Annotated in this window: 15 protein-coding genes; 4 read left to right on the top strand and 11 right to left on the bottom strand. The window is 63.5% G+C overall.

All coding sequences use genetic code 11. From position 1 onward, the window contains the following. Positions 1-48 precede the first annotated feature (48 nt). Together ASF84_RS21595 and ASF84_RS21590 are read left to right on the top strand one after the other, a co-directional pair. Entirely contained in the window at positions 49-1,305 is a 1,257-nt protein-coding gene (locus tag ASF84_RS21595; RefSeq protein WP_056840922.1) for an aromatic ring-hydroxylating oxygenase subunit alpha, read from the top strand. Positions 1,306-1,314: 9 nt separating this feature from the next. Continuing rightward, entirely contained in the window at positions 1,315-2,445 is a 1,131-nt protein-coding gene (locus tag ASF84_RS21590; protein ID WP_056840921.1) for a hybrid-cluster NAD(P)-dependent oxidoreductase, read from the top strand. A 154-nt stretch (positions 2,446-2,599) separates the two neighbouring features. Here the strand turns inward: ASF84_RS21590 and ASF84_RS21585 are convergent, their stop codons facing one another. The 5 genes from ASF84_RS21585 to ASF84_RS21565 all read right to left on the bottom strand — a co-directional run bounded on the left by ASF84_RS21585 (position 2,600) and on the right by ASF84_RS21565 (position 7,421). Next, positions 2,600-3,187: an SMI1/KNR4 family protein gene (locus tag ASF84_RS21585; protein WP_056840920.1), complete on the bottom strand. Its 588-nt coding sequence runs from the start codon at positions 3,185-3,187 to the stop codon at positions 2,600-2,602. Positions 3,188-3,255: 68 nt separating this feature from the next. Beyond that, positions 3,256-4,140 carry a DUF6508 domain-containing protein gene (locus tag ASF84_RS21580; RefSeq protein ID WP_056840919.1) on the bottom strand — a complete coding sequence of 295 codons (885 nt, stop codon included), beginning with the start codon at positions 4,138-4,140 and terminating at the stop codon, positions 3,256-3,258. A gap of 100 nt (positions 4,141-4,240) precedes the next feature. Continuing rightward, a complete protein-coding gene (locus ASF84_RS21575) occupies positions 4,241-5,734 on the bottom strand; it encodes a CoA-acylating methylmalonate-semialdehyde dehydrogenase (RefSeq protein WP_056840918.1) in 1,494 nt (497 codons plus the stop codon). A gap of 53 nt (positions 5,735-5,787) precedes the next feature. Then, positions 5,788-6,075 (bottom strand): cupin domain-containing protein, encoded by a 288-nt coding sequence (locus ASF84_RS21570; RefSeq protein ID WP_056840917.1) that lies wholly within the window; start codon positions 6,073-6,075, stop codon positions 5,788-5,790. Next, positions 6,075-7,421 (bottom strand): aspartate aminotransferase family protein, encoded by a 1,347-nt coding sequence (locus ASF84_RS21565; protein ID WP_056840916.1) that lies wholly within the window; start codon positions 7,419-7,421, stop codon positions 6,075-6,077. The genes ASF84_RS21570 and ASF84_RS21565 overlap by 1 nt, the downstream gene beginning before the upstream one ends. 99 nt (positions 7,422-7,520) lie before the next feature. Here ASF84_RS21565 and ASF84_RS21560 point away from each other — a divergent pair, with 99 nt between their 5' ends. After that, positions 7,521-8,453, top strand: a complete 933-nt coding sequence (locus tag ASF84_RS21560; protein ID WP_056840915.1) for a LysR family transcriptional regulator — start codon at positions 7,521-7,523, stop codon at positions 8,451-8,453. Between the two features lie 56 nt (positions 8,454-8,509). On the opposite strand, the gene ASF84_RS21555 is transcribed toward ASF84_RS21560, so the two are convergent. Both ASF84_RS21555 and ASF84_RS21550 read right to left on the bottom strand, forming a co-directional pair. After that, positions 8,510-9,328, bottom strand: coding sequence for an alpha/beta fold hydrolase (locus ASF84_RS21555; protein ID WP_056840914.1), 819 nt, complete (start codon positions 9,326-9,328; stop codon positions 8,510-8,512). Positions 9,329-9,656: 328 nt separating this feature from the next. Beyond that, a complete protein-coding gene (locus ASF84_RS21550; protein WP_056840913.1) occupies positions 9,657-10,553 on the bottom strand; it encodes a LysR substrate-binding domain-containing protein in 897 nt (298 codons plus the stop codon). A gap of 106 nt (positions 10,554-10,659) precedes the next feature. Here ASF84_RS21550 and ASF84_RS21545 point away from each other — a divergent pair, with 106 nt between their 5' ends. Further along, complete coding sequence (locus tag ASF84_RS21545; RefSeq protein WP_056840912.1) at positions 10,660-11,934, top strand: glucarate dehydratase family protein; 1,275 nt, start codon at positions 10,660-10,662, stop codon at positions 11,932-11,934. A 10-nt stretch (positions 11,935-11,944) separates the two neighbouring features. On the opposite strand, the gene ASF84_RS21540 is transcribed toward ASF84_RS21545, so the two are convergent. The 4 genes from ASF84_RS21540 to ASF84_RS21525 form a co-directional block, all read right to left on the bottom strand. Then, positions 11,945-12,733 (bottom strand): substrate-binding periplasmic protein, encoded by a 789-nt coding sequence (locus tag ASF84_RS21540; RefSeq protein WP_056840911.1) that lies wholly within the window; start codon positions 12,731-12,733, stop codon positions 11,945-11,947. Between the two features lie 209 nt (positions 12,734-12,942). Beyond that, positions 12,943-14,241, bottom strand: coding sequence for a hypothetical protein (locus ASF84_RS21535; RefSeq protein ID WP_156684335.1), 1,299 nt, complete (start codon positions 14,239-14,241; stop codon positions 12,943-12,945). A gap of 11 nt (positions 14,242-14,252) precedes the next feature. Next, positions 14,253-15,560 carry a hypothetical protein gene (locus tag ASF84_RS21530; RefSeq protein WP_056840909.1) on the bottom strand — a complete coding sequence of 436 codons (1,308 nt, stop codon included), beginning with the start codon at positions 15,558-15,560 and terminating at the stop codon, positions 14,253-14,255. A gap of 378 nt (positions 15,561-15,938) precedes the next feature. Further along, positions 15,939-17,558: a glucan biosynthesis protein D gene (locus ASF84_RS21525; RefSeq protein WP_056840908.1), complete on the bottom strand. Its 1,620-nt coding sequence runs from the start codon at positions 17,556-17,558 to the stop codon at positions 15,939-15,941. Positions 17,559-17,806 lie beyond the last annotated feature (248 nt).

Here is a 17,806-nt window from a genome sequence, read left to right as displayed (position 1 = left end):
CATGGTCATCCGTTACATGCCTGAGTGGGCCTGAGGGGTAAAATAAAAATGATTAACGCCGAACTTCAACACCACCGAAAGTTATTGCAAGCCCGGCAGCCGGGCCATGGTTTCAATGGCGAGTTATTTGGCAGCCAGGCCGTATTCGAGACCGACATGGAGGTGTTTTTCAACAAGCACTGGATCCTGGTCTGTGTCACCGCCGATGTGCCGGAGCCGGGCGATATCTCGACCGTCGACATCGGCAAGTCCTCGGTCATTCTGGTGCGCGACGATGATGAACAGATCAGTGCCTTTCGCAACGTGTGCCGCCACCGGGGCGCGCGGCTGAAGCCGGCCGGCAAGTCGAGCATCGGCATGCTGGTATGCCCCTATCATCAATGGACCTACGACCTGGACGGCAGCCTCAAGCACGCCGCGCACATGGGCAAGGACTTCGACGCCACCTGCAAGAGCCTGAACCGGGTGCACGTCAAGGTGGTCGGTACGCACATCTTCGTGTGCCTGGGCGCAGAGGCGCCGCAAGACATCGCGCGGCTGGTGCAGACCATGCAGCCGCGTTTCGATCAGTACGACATGCAGCGCACGAAGATTGCCTTCGAAAGCGAGATCATCGAGAACGGCAACTGGAAGCTGGTGATGGAAAACAACCGCGAGTGCTATCACTGCGCGGCCACTCATCCTGAACTGACCGCCTCGTTCCTGCCGGAGGATTTCGGCTTCTGCACCGATGGCCTGAGCGAGGAGTCGCTGCAGGCGCTGGACGAGTACTACAAGCTCAATGCCGCCACCAAGGCCGACTGGGAACGCCAGGGTTTCATCTGCGACGCCGTCGAGCACTTGGGCGTAGACGCCGTGACCCAGTTTCGCAGCCAGCGCCTGGCCATCGCCGGGCATGGCGAATCGCAGACCCTCACCACTCAGGTGGCCAGCAAGAAACTGCTCGGCGAACTGATCCGCCGTGACTTGGGCGACATGCACCTGTGGACCCACAATTCGTGGACCCACATCATGAGCGACCATGCGGTGATCTCGTACATCATCCCGCTGGCGCCGGACAGGACCCTGGTGCGCAGCAAGTGGCTGGTGCATGCCGAGGCCATCGAGGGTGTCGACTACGACCTCAAGACCCTCACCGAGGTCTGGGCCGCCACCAACCAGCAGGACGCCGATCTGGTCGGTATCACCCACCGCGGCACTCAGGATCCGGCCTACGTTCCAGGGCCGTATTCGGCCTTTACCGAGTCCTATGTCGACCAGTTCCTGAGCTGGTACGACGCTCGTCTGCAAGCCCACGGCGTGTGAGGTGCAGTGATGAATGGCTTTGAAAAGACCTTGCTGGCCACCAGCGCGGCGCGCTTCACCGATGCCGATCACTGGCTGGCCTTCGGTGCCCAGTGGCCCAGTGGTGAGCAGAAATCACTGTATTGCTGTGCAGTGGATAACGAAACCCACGACGTGAAGACCTTCACCTTCCGTTGCCCGGACCTGAACGCGGTGAGCTTCGAGCCGGGGCAGTTCCTTACTGTGACAGCGCTGATCGCTGGCCAGCCGGTGTCACGCTGCTACACCATTTCCTCGGCGCCGACCCGGCCGTTCACCGTGGCCATTACCGTCAAGCGCGTGCCGGGCGGCACGGTGTCCAACTGGTTGCATGACCACCTGCGCACCGGCGACCGGCTGCTGGCCTCGGGCCCGGCGGGCAATTTCACCCCGGTGGCCAAGCCGGCCGCCAGGGTGCTGTACCTGTCGGCCGGCTCCGGCGTCACACCGCTGGCCTCGATGACACGCGCCAGCACCGACTTGTGCGCCGAGATGGACATCGTGTTCGTGCACAGCGCGCGTACGCCCAAAGACATTGTGTTTCGCGACGAGATGGCGCGGCTGGCCGCGTCACGCGCCACTGTGCGGGTGATCAATATCTGTGAAGGGCTGGGCGACGAGCCCGACTGGCAAGGCCGGATCGGCCGGCTGGACCTGGAACTGCTGCAGACCCAGGTACCGGATTTTCTTGAGCGCGAAGTGTTCACCTGCGGCCCGCAGGGTTACATGAACGCGGTACAGAACCTGCTGCAAAGCGCTGGCTTCGACATGACGCACTTTCATAACGAAAGCTTCGACATCAGCGTGGCCGAGACCGAAACCCTGATCGAGCTGCCAGCCACTGCCGCCGCCGAACAGGACTCCTTTACCGTAAAGCTGGCGCGCAGCGGCAAGACCTTCAGCATGAGCCGCACCCAGACCGTGCTGTCGGCAGTCAGAAAGGCGGGCGCCGTGGTGCCGTCATCGTGCAGCCAGGGCGTGTGCGGCACCTGCAAGACCGCCGTGCTGGAGGGCTCGGTGGAAATGAACCACAACGGCGGTATCCGCCAGCGCGAGATCGACCGCGGCCTGCGCCTGCTGTGCTGCAGCCGCCCGACCTCGGACCTGGTGCTCGACCTGTGACCACCCCCAAGTAGGAGCGCGCTTGCCGGTATGCCGGACCACCGCGACCGAGTGCGCAGCGCTCGCAAAAATTTGTGAAACGCTGAAAATTTACGACTGCTGCGCAGCCGGTCGCGGTGGTCGCGGCATTCCGGCAAGCGCGCTGGATGGCGGGTTATTCCACGTCGTAGATGAACTCGTAGTTGTTTTCGATCAGGTCGCGCAGGTAGTCGTCGAAGCTGGCGGCGATGACCTTGTAGCTGTCCGGGTCGTGCAGGTAGCGCACGACCTGGCCGACGGTGCCGCCGGGGGCCGGGTCGAAGTCCAGGTACAGGCGCGAGGTGCCGCCGTTGTTCATGCACTGCGAAAAGCACAGGCGCCGGTCCATGGCCAGGGTGCTGTCGATACCGGCGCCCAACAGGTCGGCGTCCTCCTGCAGGTAATCGCCGTATATCCCTTCGATGCTGTCCTTGCCTTCGCGGGCTTCCTGGATGATCTGCTCCACCGAACTCAGGTAGTAGGGGTATTCGAACACGTCCGAGCCCAGCATCAGTACACAGACCTCGCCCTCGGGGTATTCGCGAAAATGCGTGCCGTCGATATGTCCCAGCAGTTCCAGCAGGCTGGCGGGGGTCTGTGGATAACGTTCCACCAGCGCTTGCAGGTCAGCTTTCGAGGCGCCGTGTGCCCGCTGCAACTGCTCGCGGTCTTCGGCGGCCAGCAGGGGCATCAGGCCAGCAAGGTATTCATCGACTATGGACATGGTGCGACCTTTTCAGAGTGTAGGAACAGAAGGGCACAAGGCCCGTACAAGGGGTGCCACAATCACGCTCATGAACCCGCGCTGCCTTCGCGCCGCAACACCGCCAGACGCTGGAGCAGGCCCAGGACGTAACCTTGCTCGATGACCCAGCCATGATGGCCGTCACTGAAGCGCTCGCCGCGCACGCACCAGGTCAGCAGGCTCTTGAGCTCGTCCAGGGACGCGGCGGCCACATAGTCCCGGTCGACAATACGCTCGCCCGAGCGCTGGATGTCGTAGGTCAAGTCGGTCCAGCAGGTCTGGCCGGCCGCCTTGTAGAACGCCTCGACGACCTCCACGTAACGGGGCCATTGAGTGTTATCAGTAAAAAAAGACGTCTTGATGGCAACGCCCTGCGGGTACAGGCGTGGCAAGTAGTACAACAGTTCATCGATGTCCTCGGGCCGAGGCTGGGCGTAGTCGAACTCGATGTCCTCATGGGCGGCAATCCGGGCTTGATAGTCATCGAACACCTGCACCTGCCCGGCCGTCAGCGGGGCACGGCGATAAGCATTCACATCCATGTAATAGCCCTGGAACGCGATCGAACGCGCGCCGCTGCTCAGCATCGAGACGGTCGCCGCCGCCTGCATCAGCCAATAGATGTCCGGGGAGTTTTCATAGGCTTTTGAATTGCCGAGGTGGGTCGCATGACGGCTCAGATCGCGGGCCAGTTGCTTGCTCTCGATCATGAAGCGGGCGCGGTCCGCAGGCAGCACGCGCTGTGCGGCCGAGGCGATGAAGGCGTCGTAGCGGGCGATCAGGGGTGGGTCTGTGTCGTGCAGCGGTGGCAAGGCCGGGGGCATGAGATGCCAGGGCTCGGACAGCACCGGGTGCTCGTCATGGCGAGCAGGGCGGGGCTGTTTGAAGGCCCGCCCGAGCCAGGCTTTCAACTGCGCGACAAGGCTGGGCATCGAGGCTTTCCATCCAGGGATTGGCGTGGAGCTTGGAGTGCCTGGACTGGATCCGGTTCCGTAGGCCCCCCGGTGATTGGGGGGCCATCATCGGGCCGGGTTAGAGGCTCGGGAACGCGAACTGCGAGGCCTCGTGGCTGGTACGGGTCGGCCAGCGCTGGGTGATGGCTTTCTTGCGGGTGTAGAAGCGCACGCCGTCCGGGCCGTAGGCATGCAGGTCGCCGAACAGCGAGCGCTTCCAGCCGCCGAAGCTGTGGTAGCTGACCGGCACTGGCAGCGGCACGTTGACGCCGACCATGCCCACTTCGATCTCGTCGCAGAACAGCCGCGCCGATTCACCGTCACGGGTGAAGATGCAGGTGCCGTTGCCGTACTCGTGGGCGTTGATCAGGGCGATGGCGTCTTCCAGGCTGTTGACCCGCACGATGCACAGCACCGGGCCGAAGATCTCTTCCTTGTAGATGCGCATCTCGGGGCTGACACGGTCGAACAGCGTGCCGCCGACAAAGAAGCCATTCTCGTTGCCGGCCACGCTCAGGCCGCGACCGTCGACCACCAGTTCGGCACCCGCAGCCAGGCCATCGTCGATGTAGCCGACCACCTTGTCCTTGGCCGCCGCCGTGACCAACGGGCCCATGTCCAGGCCGGCGCAGGTGCCGGCACCGATCTTCAGCGCCTTGATCTGCGGAACCAGCTTCTGTACCAGTGCATCGGCCACCTGGTCACCCACGCATACGGCCACGGAAATGGCCATGCAGCGCTCGCCGCACGAACCGTAGGCGGCGCCCATCAGCGCGCTGACGGCATTGTCCAGTTCGGCATCGGGCATCAGCACGGCATGGTTCTTCGCCCCGCCCAGGGCCTGGACGCGCTTGCCGCGTTTGGTGCCTTCGGCGTAGATGTATTCGGCGATCGGCGTGGAGCCGACAAAGCTCAGGGCCTTGACCTCTGGCGCCTCGATCAGCGCATCCACCGCTTCCTTGTCACCGTGCACCACGTTGAGCACGCCCTTGGGCAGGCCGGCTTCGTGCAGCAGTTCGGCGATCAGCAGGGTAGAGCTGGGGTCGCGCTCGGACGGCTTGAGGATGAAGCAGTTGCCGCAGACGATGGCCAGCGGGTACATCCACAAAGGCACCATGGCCGGGAAGTTGAACGGGGTGATGCCGGCGACCACGCCGATCGGTTGCAGGTCGCTCCAGGCGTCGATGTTCGGGCCGACGTTGCGGCTGTACTCGCCCTTGAGAATTTCCGGGGCCGAACAGGCGAACTCGACGTTCTCGATGCCGCGCTTGAGTTCACCGGCGGCGTCTTCCAGGGTCTTGCCGTGTTCTTCGCTGATCAGTTGCGCAATGCGCGCCTCGTTGGCCTCCAGCAATTGCTTGAAGCGGAACATGACCTGGGCGCGCTTGGCCGGCGGGGTGTTGCGCCACACCGGAAAAGCGGCCTTGGCGGCGTCGATGGCCTGTTGCACGGTGGCGCGGCTGGCCAGGCTGAGTTTACGAATGGCCTGGCCGGTCGAGGGGTTGAAGACGTCGATGGTGCGGCCGGTATCAGCGACGTGCTCGCCGTTGATCAGGTGCGAAATAATGCTCATCAGTAGGGCTCTCGTCTTGCAGTATCGGGTGAAGCGCCGCAGAGCGTGCGGCGCTATTTGAGTTCGGTTTCGACAAAGACCACTTCGTGATCGCTGGCATTGATCACGTTGTGCTCCACGCCGGCCTTGCGAAAGTAGCTCTGGCCGGCCACCAGCGGGGCGTGCTTGTCGCCCTCCGGGGTTTCCAGCAGCAAGGTGCCGTCAGTCATGGGCACCACCACGTAATCACGGCCATGACGGTGCCGGCCGGTCTCGGCACCGGGCGCAAAGCGCCATTCGGTGACGATCACCTCGGCGGTGTCCACCTGCACGGTGGCGATGGCCTGTGGGCGTGGGTTCATCAGTCGATCCCTTGCAAAGCCTGGCCGACGGCATCGAACACCCGGTCCAGGTCTTGTGGCTTGGCATTGAAGGTCGGCCCGAATTGCAGGGTGTCGCCGCCAAAGCGCACATAAAAGCCAGCTTTCCACAAGGCCATGCCGGCCTCGAACGGACGGATGATGGGGTCGCCGTCACGCGGGGTCAGTTGCAAGGCGCCGGCCAGGCCGCAGTTGCGGATGTCGACCACATGCCTGGCGCCCTTGAGGCCATGAATGGCGTTTTCGAAATACGGCGCCAGCTCGGCCGATTGCTGGATCAGGTTGTCCTTTTCCAGCAGCGCCAGCGAGGCCAGGCCCGCTGCGCAGGCCACCGGGTGCGCCGAGTAGGTGTAGCCGTGGGTGAATTCGACGGCGTGTTCCGGGATCGACTGGCTCATGAAGGTTTCGTAGATCTCGCGGCTGGCAACCACCGCGCCCATCGGAATGGCGCCGTTGGTGATCTGCTTGGCGATGTTCATGATGTCGGGCTTGACGCCGAAGTACTCGGCACCGGTCCAGGTGCCCAGGCGGCCGAAGGCGGTGATTACTTCATCGAAGATCAGCAGGATATTGTGCTGGTCGCAGATTTCGCGCAGGCGCTTGAGGTAGCCGGCCGGCGGCACGATCACACCTGCCGAGCCCGACATCGGCTCGACGATCACCGCCGCGATGTTCGAGGCGTCGTGCAGTTCGATCAGCTTGAGCATCTCGTTGGCCAGCGCCACGCCACCGGTCTCGGCCGCGCCACGGGTAAAGGCCAGGTCCGGTTGCAGGGTGTGCGGCAGGTGGTCGACGTCCATCAACTGGCCATACATCTTGCGGTTGCCGCCAATGCCGCCCAGCGCGGTGCCGGCAATGTTCACGCCGTGGTAGCCACGGGCGCGGCCGATCAGCTTGGTCTTCTGCGCCTGGCCTTTCAGGCGCCAGTAGGCACGGGCCAGCTTGACCGAGGTGTCGGCGCTTTCGGAACCGGAGCCGGTGAAGAACACATGATCCAGGCCGTCGGGGGTCAGGCTGGTGATTTTCTCGGCCAGCTGGAACGACAGCGGGTGCGCGTACTGGAAAGCCGGCGAGTAATCCAGGGTGCCGAGCTGTTTGGCCACCGCTTCCTGGATTTCCTTGCGCGAGTGCCCGGCCCCGCAGGTCCACAGGCCCGACAGGCTGTCATAGATGCGCCGGCCCTGGTCGTCGGTCAGCCAGCTGCCTTCGGCGGCCACGATGAAACGCGGGTCACGCTTGAAGTTGCGGTTGGCGGAGAAGGGCATCCAGTGGGCGTCCAGCTTGAGCTGGCTGGCCAGTGGCGGGGTCTGCTGCAGGGCCTGGTTCATCTCGCAAATCCTGTGGGGGTGGATGACCACAGCTTGTGCCTGCTCGATGGGTGAGTTAAATCTATATCTTCTTACGTTCAGGTATGGAATCGCTTACCTATGTCATCCCGGCCACTGTCGTCCAAGAAGCCCGCCCTGAGCCAGGTCAGCGATTTCGATCTGCGCTTGCTGCGCCTGTTCAAGACCGTGGTGCAATGCGGCAGTTTTTCGGCGGCCGAGAGCACGCTGGGCATCAGCCGCTCGGCCATCAGCCTGCACATGAGCGACCTGGAAAAACGCCTGGGCATGCGTCTGTGCCAGCGCGGCCGGGCCGGCTTTGCCCTGACCGACCAGGGCCGCGAGGTGCTGCGTTCAGGTGAGGCGGTGCTGGCGGCCATCGAGGGGTTTCGCAGCGAGGTCAACCAGTTGCACAGCCAGTTGCGCGGCGACCTGAACATCGGGTTGATGAGTAACCTGGTGACCCAGCCGAAGATGCGTATCACCCGTGCCCTGGCCTCGTTGCGCCAGCAGGGGGACGGGGTGACGGTGAACCTGAGCATGAGCACCCCCGGCGAGATCGAGCGCGGTTTGCTGGACGGGCGCCTGCACGTCGGTGCCATCCCGCTGATCACGCCGCTGTCCGGCCTGGAATACAGCCTGCTCTACGAAGAACGCAGCTACCTGTACTGCTGCGCCGATCATCCGCTGTTTGCCCATGCCGCGACCTTGAGCAACGACGACTTGCGTGACGTCGACGCCGTCGTGCCCAGCTACCGCATGACCGCCGAAGCCATCGGCCTGCACCAGTTGCTCGAATGCGCCGCCACCGCCACCGACCGCGAGGGCATTGCGTTTCTGATCCTGACCGGTTGTTACATTGGCTTTCTGCCCGACCACTACGCCGCCGGCTGGGTCGAGAAAGGCCTGCTCAAGGCCATCGCCCCGCACCGGCTGTTCTTCGATGCGCCGCTGGCGGTGGTCACGCTCAGGGGCCGGCGCTCGAACCTGATCATCGATCATTTTCTCGATGTGTTGCAGCGCAACGACTGCTGAACGACACGGGCGCCCGACCGGTGCACTCGGTCACCGGAGGGGGTTTACCGTTTGCGTCAGCCGCCGATAAACGCCAGCAGGTCTTCGTTCAACTGATCACCGTGAGTGGCGGCAAAGCCGTGCGGCGCACCCTGGTAGATCTTCAGCTCGGCGCCGGCAACCAGCCTGGCTGCCAGCCGGCCGGTGGCTTCCAGTGGCACCACCTTGTCGGCGTCGCCGTGGATCACCAGGGTCGGCACATCGACCTTGGCCAGGTCTGCACGGAAGTCGGTTTCCGAAAACGCCGTCACGCAATCGACCGTGCCCTTGAGCGAGGCCAGCAAGGCGATGTTCAGGGTCTGGGTCTGTACGCCTTCGGAGACTTGATTGCCATCGTCCAGGCCGAAGAAGGTCCTGGAAAAATCGGCGATGAACTGGGCGCGGTCCTTGAGCAGCCCGGCCTTGATGCCGTCGAACACCGACTTATCCACACCCTCGGGATGGTCGTCGGTCTTGATGAAGATCGGCGTCACCGCACCCAGCAGGGCCAGGCGTGCAACCCGCGAGGTGCCATGCCGGCCGATGTAGCGGGCCACATCGCCGCCGCCCATCGAGAAGCCCACCAGGGTGACGTCCTGCAGGTCCAGGTGGTTGATCAGATCGTTGATGTCATCGGCGAAGGTGTCGTAGTCATAGCCGGTCCACGGCTGGTCCGAACGCCCGAAGCCGCGCCGGTCGAAGGCGATGGTGCGGTAGCCGCGGCTGCTCAGGTAGTTCATCTGGTATTCCCACATGTCGGCGTCCAGCGGCCAGCCGTGGCTGAACAGCACCGGCTTGCCGGTGCCCCAGTCCTTGAAGTAGATCTCGGTTCCATCGCGGGTGACGAACGTACTCATGACAAGCTCCTGGGTGTGCAAGGAATGAAAAAGTGTGACCGCACGCGGGTGGCGGCGATTCACTATTGTTCAACGCCGGCCCGATGGATTGCATGGGTGTGCTTTTGTCATGGCCATAACGCCGTCGTATGGCAAACATCGGCCTCGGGGGGGTAGGAGCGCGCTTGCCGGAATGCCGGACCACCGCGACCGGCTGCGTTAGCAGTCGTAAATTTTCAGCGTTTCCGAAATCTTGAATGTGTTCACAGTCAAAATTTTCAGCGTTTCCGAGATTTTGCGAGCGCTGCGCACTCGGTCGCGGGCAAGCGCGCTCCTACGGGTGACCTTTTCAGCCGTAGGCCGCCATCGCCGCCCGGATGCCGTCGATCAGCATCAGGCATGCCGGGTTGTCGTTGTCGCTGCGCCACACCAGGTGCAGTTCGCTCTGGATGCCTTCGCCCAGGTCGATGTCGCGAAAGGTCACCCCGCGAAACACCACGTTGGTGGCGCAGCGCGGCACCAGGGCCAGGCCCATGCCGGCATTCACCAGCGCCAGGATGGTCAGCGACGAGCCCAGCCATTGCACGTACTCGGGCGCCACGCCAGCCGAACGGAACAGGCCGGTGAGCAGCTCGTTGAACGGCGGGTAGGCCGAGTGCGAGTACATCAGGAACGGCACCCCGGCCAGGTCCTGTACCCCGACCTGCGCGTCAGTGGCCAACGGATGGCCGCTCGGTACCGCCAGCACGAAAGGCTCGCGCACCAGGCATTCGCTCTGGTAACCCGGTTGCAGCAGCGGAGCGCGGACGATGCCCAGGTCGATGCGCCTGGCACGCAGGGCTTCGTGCTGCTGGGCGGTGTTCATCTCGCTCAGCGCGATCTTGACCTGCGGCTGGTTGAGCCGGGCTTCAGCCAGCACCTTGGGCAGGAATTCATACACCGCGCTGCCGACAAAGCTGATGCTCACTGAACCGATGTCGCCCTCGGCAAAGCGCTTGGCGGCCACTGCAGCCTGTTCGGCACGCTCCAGCAAATGCTGCGCCTCGATGAAGAAGGCACGGCCTGCGGCGGTCAGCACCACGCTGCGGGTGCTGCGGATGAACAGCGCCACGCCCAGGGCGTGCTCCAGCAACTGGATCTGCCGCGAGAGCGGCGGCTGGGTCATGTTCAGCCGTTCGGCGGCACGGCGAAAATTCAGTTCGGTGGCCACCGTGGCAAAGCAGCGCAATTGGGCAAGTTCGAACATTGATAGTTTCCGGGTATCAATCGACAGTCAATCTGGATTAGACGGACACAATACCCCGGTCCATGATCGGCCCACGTCATGAAAACAACGAATCGGAACCCTCGGCATGAAAATCAGACAGGTCCGCGTCACCCCCATCGCCTTTCGTGATGCCCCGCTGCTCAACGCCAGCGGCATTCATGAACCCTATGCGTTGCGCTCGATCATCGAGGTCGAAAGCGACAACGGCCATATCGGCCTGGGCGAAAGCTATGGCGATGCACCGGTGCTCAAGGTGTTGCAGGCTATGCAGGACAGCCTGGTGGGGCTGGACCCGTTCGACCTCAATGGCCTGCGGGCCCGGGTGATCAAGACCGTTGCCGCCATGCAGCCGGTCAGCGCCGGGGCCGAGCTGGCGCCGGGCTGGCACCCGAGCAAGCAGGTGGCCAACGCCTATTCGGCCTTCGAAGTGGCGTTTCTCGACCTGCAGGCGCGCTCGTTGGGCATGCCGCTGGTCAACCTGCTCGGTGGCGCCGTGCGTCGCGAGGTGCCGTTCAGCGCCTACCTGTTCTTCAAGTACGCCGAGCACATCGGCTCGCCGTACAAGCCCGACCGCTGGGGCGAAAGCATCAGCCCCGAGCAGATCGTGGCCCAGGCGCGGACCATGATCGAAGAGAACGGCTTCCAGAGCATCAAGCTCAAGGCCGGCACACTGCTGGGCCCGGAGCATGAAGTGGCGTGCATCAAGGCGCTGCGCCAGGCCTTCCCCGACGCACCGCTGCGCATTGACCCGAATGGCAACTGGTCGGTCGACACCTCGTTGCGCATGGCCGAACAACTGGCGGGGGATCTTGAATACTTTGAAGACCCTTGCCCGGGCCTGGAAGGCATGGCCGAGGTGCACAGACGCACCGGCATCCCGCTGGCGACCAATATGGTGGTCACCGACTTCGACGAGTTCCGCCGCAGTGTGGCCCTGAACAGCGTGCAGATCGTCCTCGCCGACCACCACTATTGGGGTGGCCTGCGCGACACCCAGATCCTGGCGCGCATGTGCGACACCTTCGGCCTGGGCGTGTCCATGCATTCCAACTCGCACCTGGGCATCAGCCTGATGGCCATGACCCACGTAGCGGCGGCCGTGCCGAACCTGGCCTACGCCTGTGACACCCACTACCCGTGGCAGGAGCCGGACGAAGAAGTGATCAAGGGTGGCAAGCTGCCGATCGTCAACGGCTGCGTGGCCCTGACCGACGCGCCGGGGCTGGGCGTGGAGCTGGACTATGACCAGTTGGGCAAGCTCAACGCGCTGTACCACAGCTGCGGCATCCGCCAGCGCAACGACGTAACCCAGATGCAGAAGTACCGCTCGGACTGGACGGCGGTGAAGCCACGGTTCTGATTGACCCTGGCTAGCAGGCCTGGCGGGGTGAGTGGCAGGCCAGGCTCGCCGCCGGCCTGTAGCCCTGGCGAATACGCTGGATCTCGCCACTGCGCTGCAGTGCCGTGATCGCGGCGTTGATCTGCGGCAGCAGGGCGGCGTGGCGAGGCTGGAGCATGATGGTCAGCGGTGCCTCGCTCAATTGGGCGCCCTGGCGAAAGCGGCTGGCGTCGATCTGCCCGCTGGCCACCAGCGACTGGTACAGGTCGTCGACCATCGCCACCGCATCGACCCGGCCGATCTTCAGCAATTCCAGCAGCGCCTGGTCCTGGGAGGTTTCCAGTTTCAGCAGGCGCTTGAACTCGAACGCCACGTCCAGCCGTGGGTAGGTATAGCCGCGCACCATGCCGATGGTGAGGTTGTGCAACTGCTCGGCCGGCACTTGGGCGGCCGGGTTGCCAGCGGCGAAATACAGGTGTTCACGCACGTTCAGGTACGGCACGGAAAACACGAAGCGCGCCGCTTGTGCCGGGGCTTTCCAGTCGGGTGACTCGGCATAGTTGAAGTCGAGCTGGCCCTTGTCGAGCATCGCTTGCAGGCGGTTGACCGGGTAGGACACGAACTGTGCCTCAAGGTGTGCCTGCTTGAGCACCCGCCGTGCGATGTCCACCGCGACCCCGCGCAAGCGCGCCTGGTCATCGGTGTAGCTGAACGGGCGCCACTCCGAGCCGCCGGCCAGATAAACCGGGCTCTGCGGCTGGGCCTGGGCAAGCGGTAGCGCGGCCAGCAGGCTGGCGACGATCAGTGAGCGAAATTTCATGCCGGGCGTCCTGTTGCGGTTCAATCCATTGATTCTGAGGGTTCAGCATGGCAGCCCTATGTTTGCCGAACATGAATCTGCCAGCCACTCTTGAAACGCAGACGGACGCATCAGGTTTATTTAATACCACCCCTATTTAAGGCTGAGGGTTGATCCCCCGAATTGCCGTTTGTGATCAGCTACGGGGGGCGGGGTGAGAGGTCAAGGGGTCAAGGTGCCAGGCGAATGATTTTCGGAAAGCGGGTCAATGGAACCGTGGCTGTACAGCGCGCCTGGTCACACTGCCAGTTCTGTTCACTGGCGACCTGACCCCGTTCGGCCTGCACGGTGTCGAGCCAGTGCACCGGGCCGTTGATCGTGCCCTGGCGTGTGACTTGCACTTCACGCGGCTTGCCAATGGCCCAGGCGACCAGCAGGCGCTCCTGGCCTTTGCTGAAGTGCAATTGATAAGTGGTGTCAGACAGGGTGCTGGCCTGGGCATCATAGGTGTACTGGCTGATCACCGGGGCGATGGCTTTCATCAGGGTGTGCGCAGGCTTGGACGACAGGTCTTCGTTGAACACGCCAAAATTGTGCTCCTGATCGAAGCGGTCAGGTCCATCGTTGTACAGGTCGTACCACCACAGGCCCTTGACGTTGGGAATCGTGCGGGCCAGAAACCAGACCCGCGCCATGTACAGCGCCTGGGTCACCTCGCTCTTGCCGCAGGCGCCCTGGTGGCTCGGCCAGCCCATCTCGGTGAGGTAAAGCGGCACGTCGCGGCCGGCACGGGTGCGAACGTGCTGTTCGTAGTCGCTCATCCAGCGCCGCCAGGCTTCCGGTGTGTTCTGGTCGTTGGCCTCGCAATGCACGTAGGGATGCAAGGACAGGCCATCGACCAGGTCCAGTGCACCACTGTCGATCAGGGGGTCGACAAAGCCGCTTTTCATGCCGGCCGTGGTCACCGCGCCGGCCAGGATTTTTGCCGGAGTGCCGGGGGCGGCACGGGTGTTGCGGCGCAGCACCGGCGCGGTATGCTTGATCAGCGCGGCATAGTCGCGGGCCAGTTGGCGGTCGCGGGGCGCTTCCATGTCCCACTCGTTCCAGATTTCATAGAAGTTGATCCGGTTGCCCAGTTGCTGGCTGGTGTAGTCGACGTACTTGAGGTACTGGCTTGTCACCATCGGCGTACGCGGCTTGGCGTTTTCATGAAACCAGGTGCTGTAGCCGAGGATGCCCATGCGGCTCAGCTTCAGCGTCTCGGCCTGGCTGAGGTAACGCCGCCACTGCGGTGGAACGTGCAACCGGTGTGGGCCGGGCGCTGCGGCCGACCACAGGATGTCGTCCCGGAGCGAGGTAAAGCCGGCCTCGGCGGCCCGCTTCAAGGGCGCCTGTAGAGGCTGCTCGACATTCATCAGATGCGTGGTGACGCCCAGGATAAAGACAGGCTCGGCGGCCTGTGCCGACGGCAGCCAGGCCGCTGTGGCGGCCAGCCAGGGCAGGGTGGCGTGTAAAAGCTTGCGTAGCATCGTCATCCCCCTCAGGGCTGTGGGGTAAAAGGCAACAGCTTGAACGCCTGGGTCCGCTCCTGCGCTTCGCTTGCCGACCGGTTGCCCAGCACATGGCCGATCACCAGCCCCAGGAACAGGTCGACCACGGCAATCTCGAACAGGTCGGAAGTCCAGCTGACCAGGCAGCAGAAGAAGGCAATCGACAGCAGCATGCGCGCCTGGCGGCTGTTGTCGCCGATCAGGGCGAACAACAGTGGCACCTGCATGACGTACAGCCACAGCCCGGCCACACCGAGCATGGCCCACAGGTAGACCGAGGTGCTGTCGACAATGGTCAGCAGGCCGGCGCCCATGACCGGGTACAGCGCCTGGGTGCTGCCGACCATGCCAAAGCCCGCGCCGGTCAGGCCCCAGCCCTCCTGCATCATGTACTCGACCAGGTTGGGCCAGGTGTTGTTGAGCCGGTCATACAGCGACGCCAGCGAGTGGCTGCTCCTGCTGACCGTGTGGGCGTCGAAGTCATGGATCAGACCCAACAGCGGCAGCCCCAGTCCCATCGCTACCACCACCACACACAAGGCCCGGCAGATCCATGGCAGACGCAGCATCAGCAGCATGCCCAGGGTCAGCACCAGGGCCGCTGCCGGCGCCTTGCTGGTGGTCATGAACACGGCCACCACGGCCGCTGCATACAGCAGTGCCCTGAGCGGCAGCGCACGCACGAACAGCAGCAGGTACAGGCTGTACAGGGCAATCAGGTTGGCCAGGACGCTCGACACCCGGGCAAAGCCGGCCACCCGGTCCTGGTCGGCATCGCTCCAGGCGGTATTACCGCTCAACTGGGTGTCGCCCATGCTGTAGCTGTAGCCTTTCCAGGGTACCTGGGCGTACTTGTCGAGCAGCAGTCCCAGCAGCGAGGCCAGCAGGCACAGGGCGACCGCCTTGCCAAGCAGCGTCTGGCGCTGCAGCAGATACCGGCTGCACACCAGGGCGAACAACAACGGGCTGATGGCGAACAGGCTGAACGCCAGGTTCTGCACGCTGGCACCATGCAGCATGGCCAGCAACCCCGAAATCAACAGGGCCAGCAGGCACAGCCAGAAGCCCCGGCCACCCTTGAAAGTGAACAGCTCGGTCACGAACAGCGCCGTGCAGGCCATTTTCGGCAGGTACAGCACCGGCCCCAGACCGGCCAGGTCAAAGTAATAGCGCAAGGCACCGGAAAAAGTCTCGACCAGCAGCAGGCTGATGGCGGTCCAGACGACCACAGTGGATTTATCGAACACCAGCAGCGACGCGCGCGCGTCGTGGGCGTGCAGGGCAGGATTCAACGCCATGAGGATTTGCCTTCAAGCAGGCGCAGGCATCGATGCAGACGGCCGTGTCACACAGGCACGCTACCGCCCATCGACCGCGCGGGAGGGGTCAATGCAGCCAGGGAGGCTTTCAAGCACAACAAGAGAGTCTGGAGCGAACGCTCCAACGGCGTGACAGGGCTCTATAACAGACGCAGATGGGCGAGCTGTCAATGTTTTCCATCCGGGCACACTGTCGCGCACCCAACATGGAACCGGTGGTAGGAGCGCGCTTGCCCGCGACCGAGTGCGCAGCGCTCGCAAAATTTGCGAAGCGCCACAAATTTACGACTGCTAGCGCAGCCGGTCGCGGTGGTCCGGCATTCCGGCAAGCGCGCTCCTACACAAGGGGCTATTGCGTTATGGGTACTTGCGCTGGTCCGGCGCCGGCGGGAAGTACTGGTACAGCCAGGTTTCGCTCAGGGTACGGTCGCGCGAGCGGATGAACATGCGCATTTCCACCGGCTCCACCGAGTCGCTGTCGGGCAACCAGTCGAACATCACCCGGTAACCCTGGATGTCCGGCAGGTACTGGATGTTGAAGTCCTGGGTCTTGCCGTGGGACACCTTGAGAATCGGCTCGATGCCGACGCCTTCGGGCAGACGGTCCAGGCCGCCGCCATGGAAGTCCACGGCAAAGCGTCGCGCCCAGTACTTGGGATAGTGCTCGCCCGGGGTCCAGCCTTCCAGAAAACCGCCCATGCCCGAACGGGTGGCATGAATCTGCGCCAGCGGTGTGCTGACCGGGGGCAGGGCGCTCCAGAACAGTTTGTAGCTGTAGTTGAGCGAGTCGCCGGCCTTGACCTTGTTCTTGGGGGTCCAGAACACCACGATGTTGTCCATGGTTTCGCCGGTGGTCGGGATCTCCAGCAGGCTGATCTCGCCTTCACCCCAGGCGTTGGTCGGCTCGACCCACAGGCTCGGGCGACGGCTGTACCAGACCACGGTGTCCTGGTAGCTCTTGAAGTCGTGGTCGTACTGCACCAGGCCGAACCCCTTGGGGTCCTTGTCGGCGAAAGCGTTGAACTGCAGCTTGGCCGGGTTGTTCAGCGGCCGGCAGATCCACTCGCCATTGCCACGCCACATCGACAGGCGATCGGAGTCGTGCAGTTGCGGGTGAATGCTGTCGCACATGCGGCGCTCATGAGTGCCGCAGCTGAACATGCTGGTCATCGGCGTGATGCCCAGCTGTTCGATGTCGGCGCGGGCGTTGACGTGCGCGTCGATCTCCATCACCACCTGGTTGGCCTGGCAGTCGATGTCGAACTTGTAGGCACCGGTGGCGCTCGGCGAGTCGAGCAAGGCATAGACGGTGAAGCGGGTCGCGTTCTTGGCCGGGGTCTCGAACCAGAACTTGGTGAAGTCGGGGAATTCTTCCTGGCGCTTGGCGAAGGTGTCGATGGCCAGGCCGCGGGCCGACAGGCCGTACTGTTTGGTGTTGTCGACGGCGCGGAAGTAGCTGGCGCCCAGGAACGACAGGATGTCGTGGATCGCGATCTCGGGCGCCTTGAACACCTTGAAGCCGGCAAAGCCCAGGTCGCCCTTGACCAGGTTCTTGTCGATGCCGCTGTTCTCGTAGTTGAACAGCTCGTGACGGAAATGCACTTCGCGGGCGGTCTTGCTCTTGGGGTCGACGCTGTACATGCGCACCGGCGTCTTGAAGCCCATGCCGACGTGGAAGAACTGCACGTCGAGCTGGCCTTTGACCTCTTTCCACAGCGAGTGGTTGGGGTCGTAGCGGATGGCATTGAACTGCTGCGGGGTCATGTCGGCCAGCACAGGAGGCAGGACCTGCTTGGTACTGACGTAAGGATTGCCGGCCAGTTGCTTGGCCTGGGCCTGCAACGTGGCGAAATCGAACGGTTCCTTTTCGCCATCGGCTGCCGCGGCGAGGGCGCGCGCAGCAAAAAGCCCCGAGGCAGGCAGGGCGCTATAAGCGGCCACCGCCATGGATGCTTTCAAGAGATTCCTGCGGTTCATAAACGTGAAGCCTCTAAGTAATTCCGTGCGTCCTGCACAAAAAAGCGCGCCAACGACTCCTTGCCGAACGCAAACTACCCACAACAGATAACAAAGACGAGATGCGGTTCGAAAAAAACTTGAGAAAGGCGTGGTGTCCGTTATCTGGCGCGGCGTTGATTCAGGTGCCTGCCGCTTATGACAAAGGCTCTGGAACGCGGCCCGGCACCGGTTGCAAGGCTGTACAGGGCCTGGCAACAGGGCAGCGG

Source organism: Pseudomonas sp. Leaf127 (genome assembly GCF_001423155.1).
GTDB classification, from domain to species: Bacteria; Pseudomonadota; Gammaproteobacteria; order Pseudomonadales; family Pseudomonadaceae; genus Aquipseudomonas; species Aquipseudomonas ovata.
Note: the sequence above shows the minus strand (reverse complement) of the source record. Positions and strands in the feature narration are given on the sequence as shown.

Bases quoted from the DNA above. Each gene is read 5' to 3' on its own strand.
- ASF84_RS21595 (WP_056840922.1), top strand. From the start codon at position 49: ATGATTAACGCCGAACTTCAACACCACCGAAAGTTATTGCAAGCCCGG.
- ASF84_RS21590 (WP_056840921.1), top strand. From the start codon at position 1,315: ATGAATGGCTTTGAAAAGACCTTGCTGGCCACCAGCGCGGCGCGCTTC.
- ASF84_RS21585 (WP_056840920.1), bottom strand. From the start codon at position 3,187: ATGTCCATAGTCGATGAATACCTTGCTGGCCTGATGCCCCTGCTGGCC.
- ASF84_RS21580 (WP_056840919.1), bottom strand. From the start codon at position 4,140: ATGCCCAGCCTTGTCGCGCAGTTGAAAGCCTGGCTCGGGCGGGCCTTC.
- ASF84_RS21575 (WP_056840918.1), bottom strand. From the start codon at position 5,734: ATGAGCATTATTTCGCACCTGATCAACGGCGAGCACGTCGCTGATACC.
- ASF84_RS21570 (WP_056840917.1), bottom strand. From the start codon at position 6,075: ATGAACCCACGCCCACAGGCCATCGCCACCGTGCAGGTGGACACCGCC.
- ASF84_RS21565 (WP_056840916.1), bottom strand. From the start codon at position 7,421: ATGAACCAGGCCCTGCAGCAGACCCCGCCACTGGCCAGCCAGCTCAAG.
- ASF84_RS21560 (WP_056840915.1), top strand. From the start codon at position 7,521: ATGTCATCCCGGCCACTGTCGTCCAAGAAGCCCGCCCTGAGCCAGGTC.
- ASF84_RS21555 (WP_056840914.1), bottom strand. From the start codon at position 9,328: ATGAGTACGTTCGTCACCCGCGATGGAACCGAGATCTACTTCAAGGAC.
- ASF84_RS21550 (WP_056840913.1), bottom strand. From the start codon at position 10,553: ATGTTCGAACTTGCCCAATTGCGCTGCTTTGCCACGGTGGCCACCGAA.
- ASF84_RS21545 (WP_056840912.1), top strand. From the start codon at position 10,660: ATGAAAATCAGACAGGTCCGCGTCACCCCCATCGCCTTTCGTGATGCC.
- ASF84_RS21540 (WP_056840911.1), bottom strand. From the start codon at position 12,733: ATGAAATTTCGCTCACTGATCGTCGCCAGCCTGCTGGCCGCGCTACCG.
- ASF84_RS21535 (WP_156684335.1), bottom strand. From the start codon at position 14,241: ATGCTACGCAAGCTTTTACACGCCACCCTGCCCTGGCTGGCCGCCACA.
- ASF84_RS21530 (WP_056840909.1), bottom strand. From the start codon at position 15,560: ATGGCGTTGAATCCTGCCCTGCACGCCCACGACGCGCGCGCGTCGCTG.
- ASF84_RS21525 (WP_056840908.1), bottom strand. From the start codon at position 17,558: ATGAACCGCAGGAATCTCTTGAAAGCATCCATGGCGGTGGCCGCTTAT.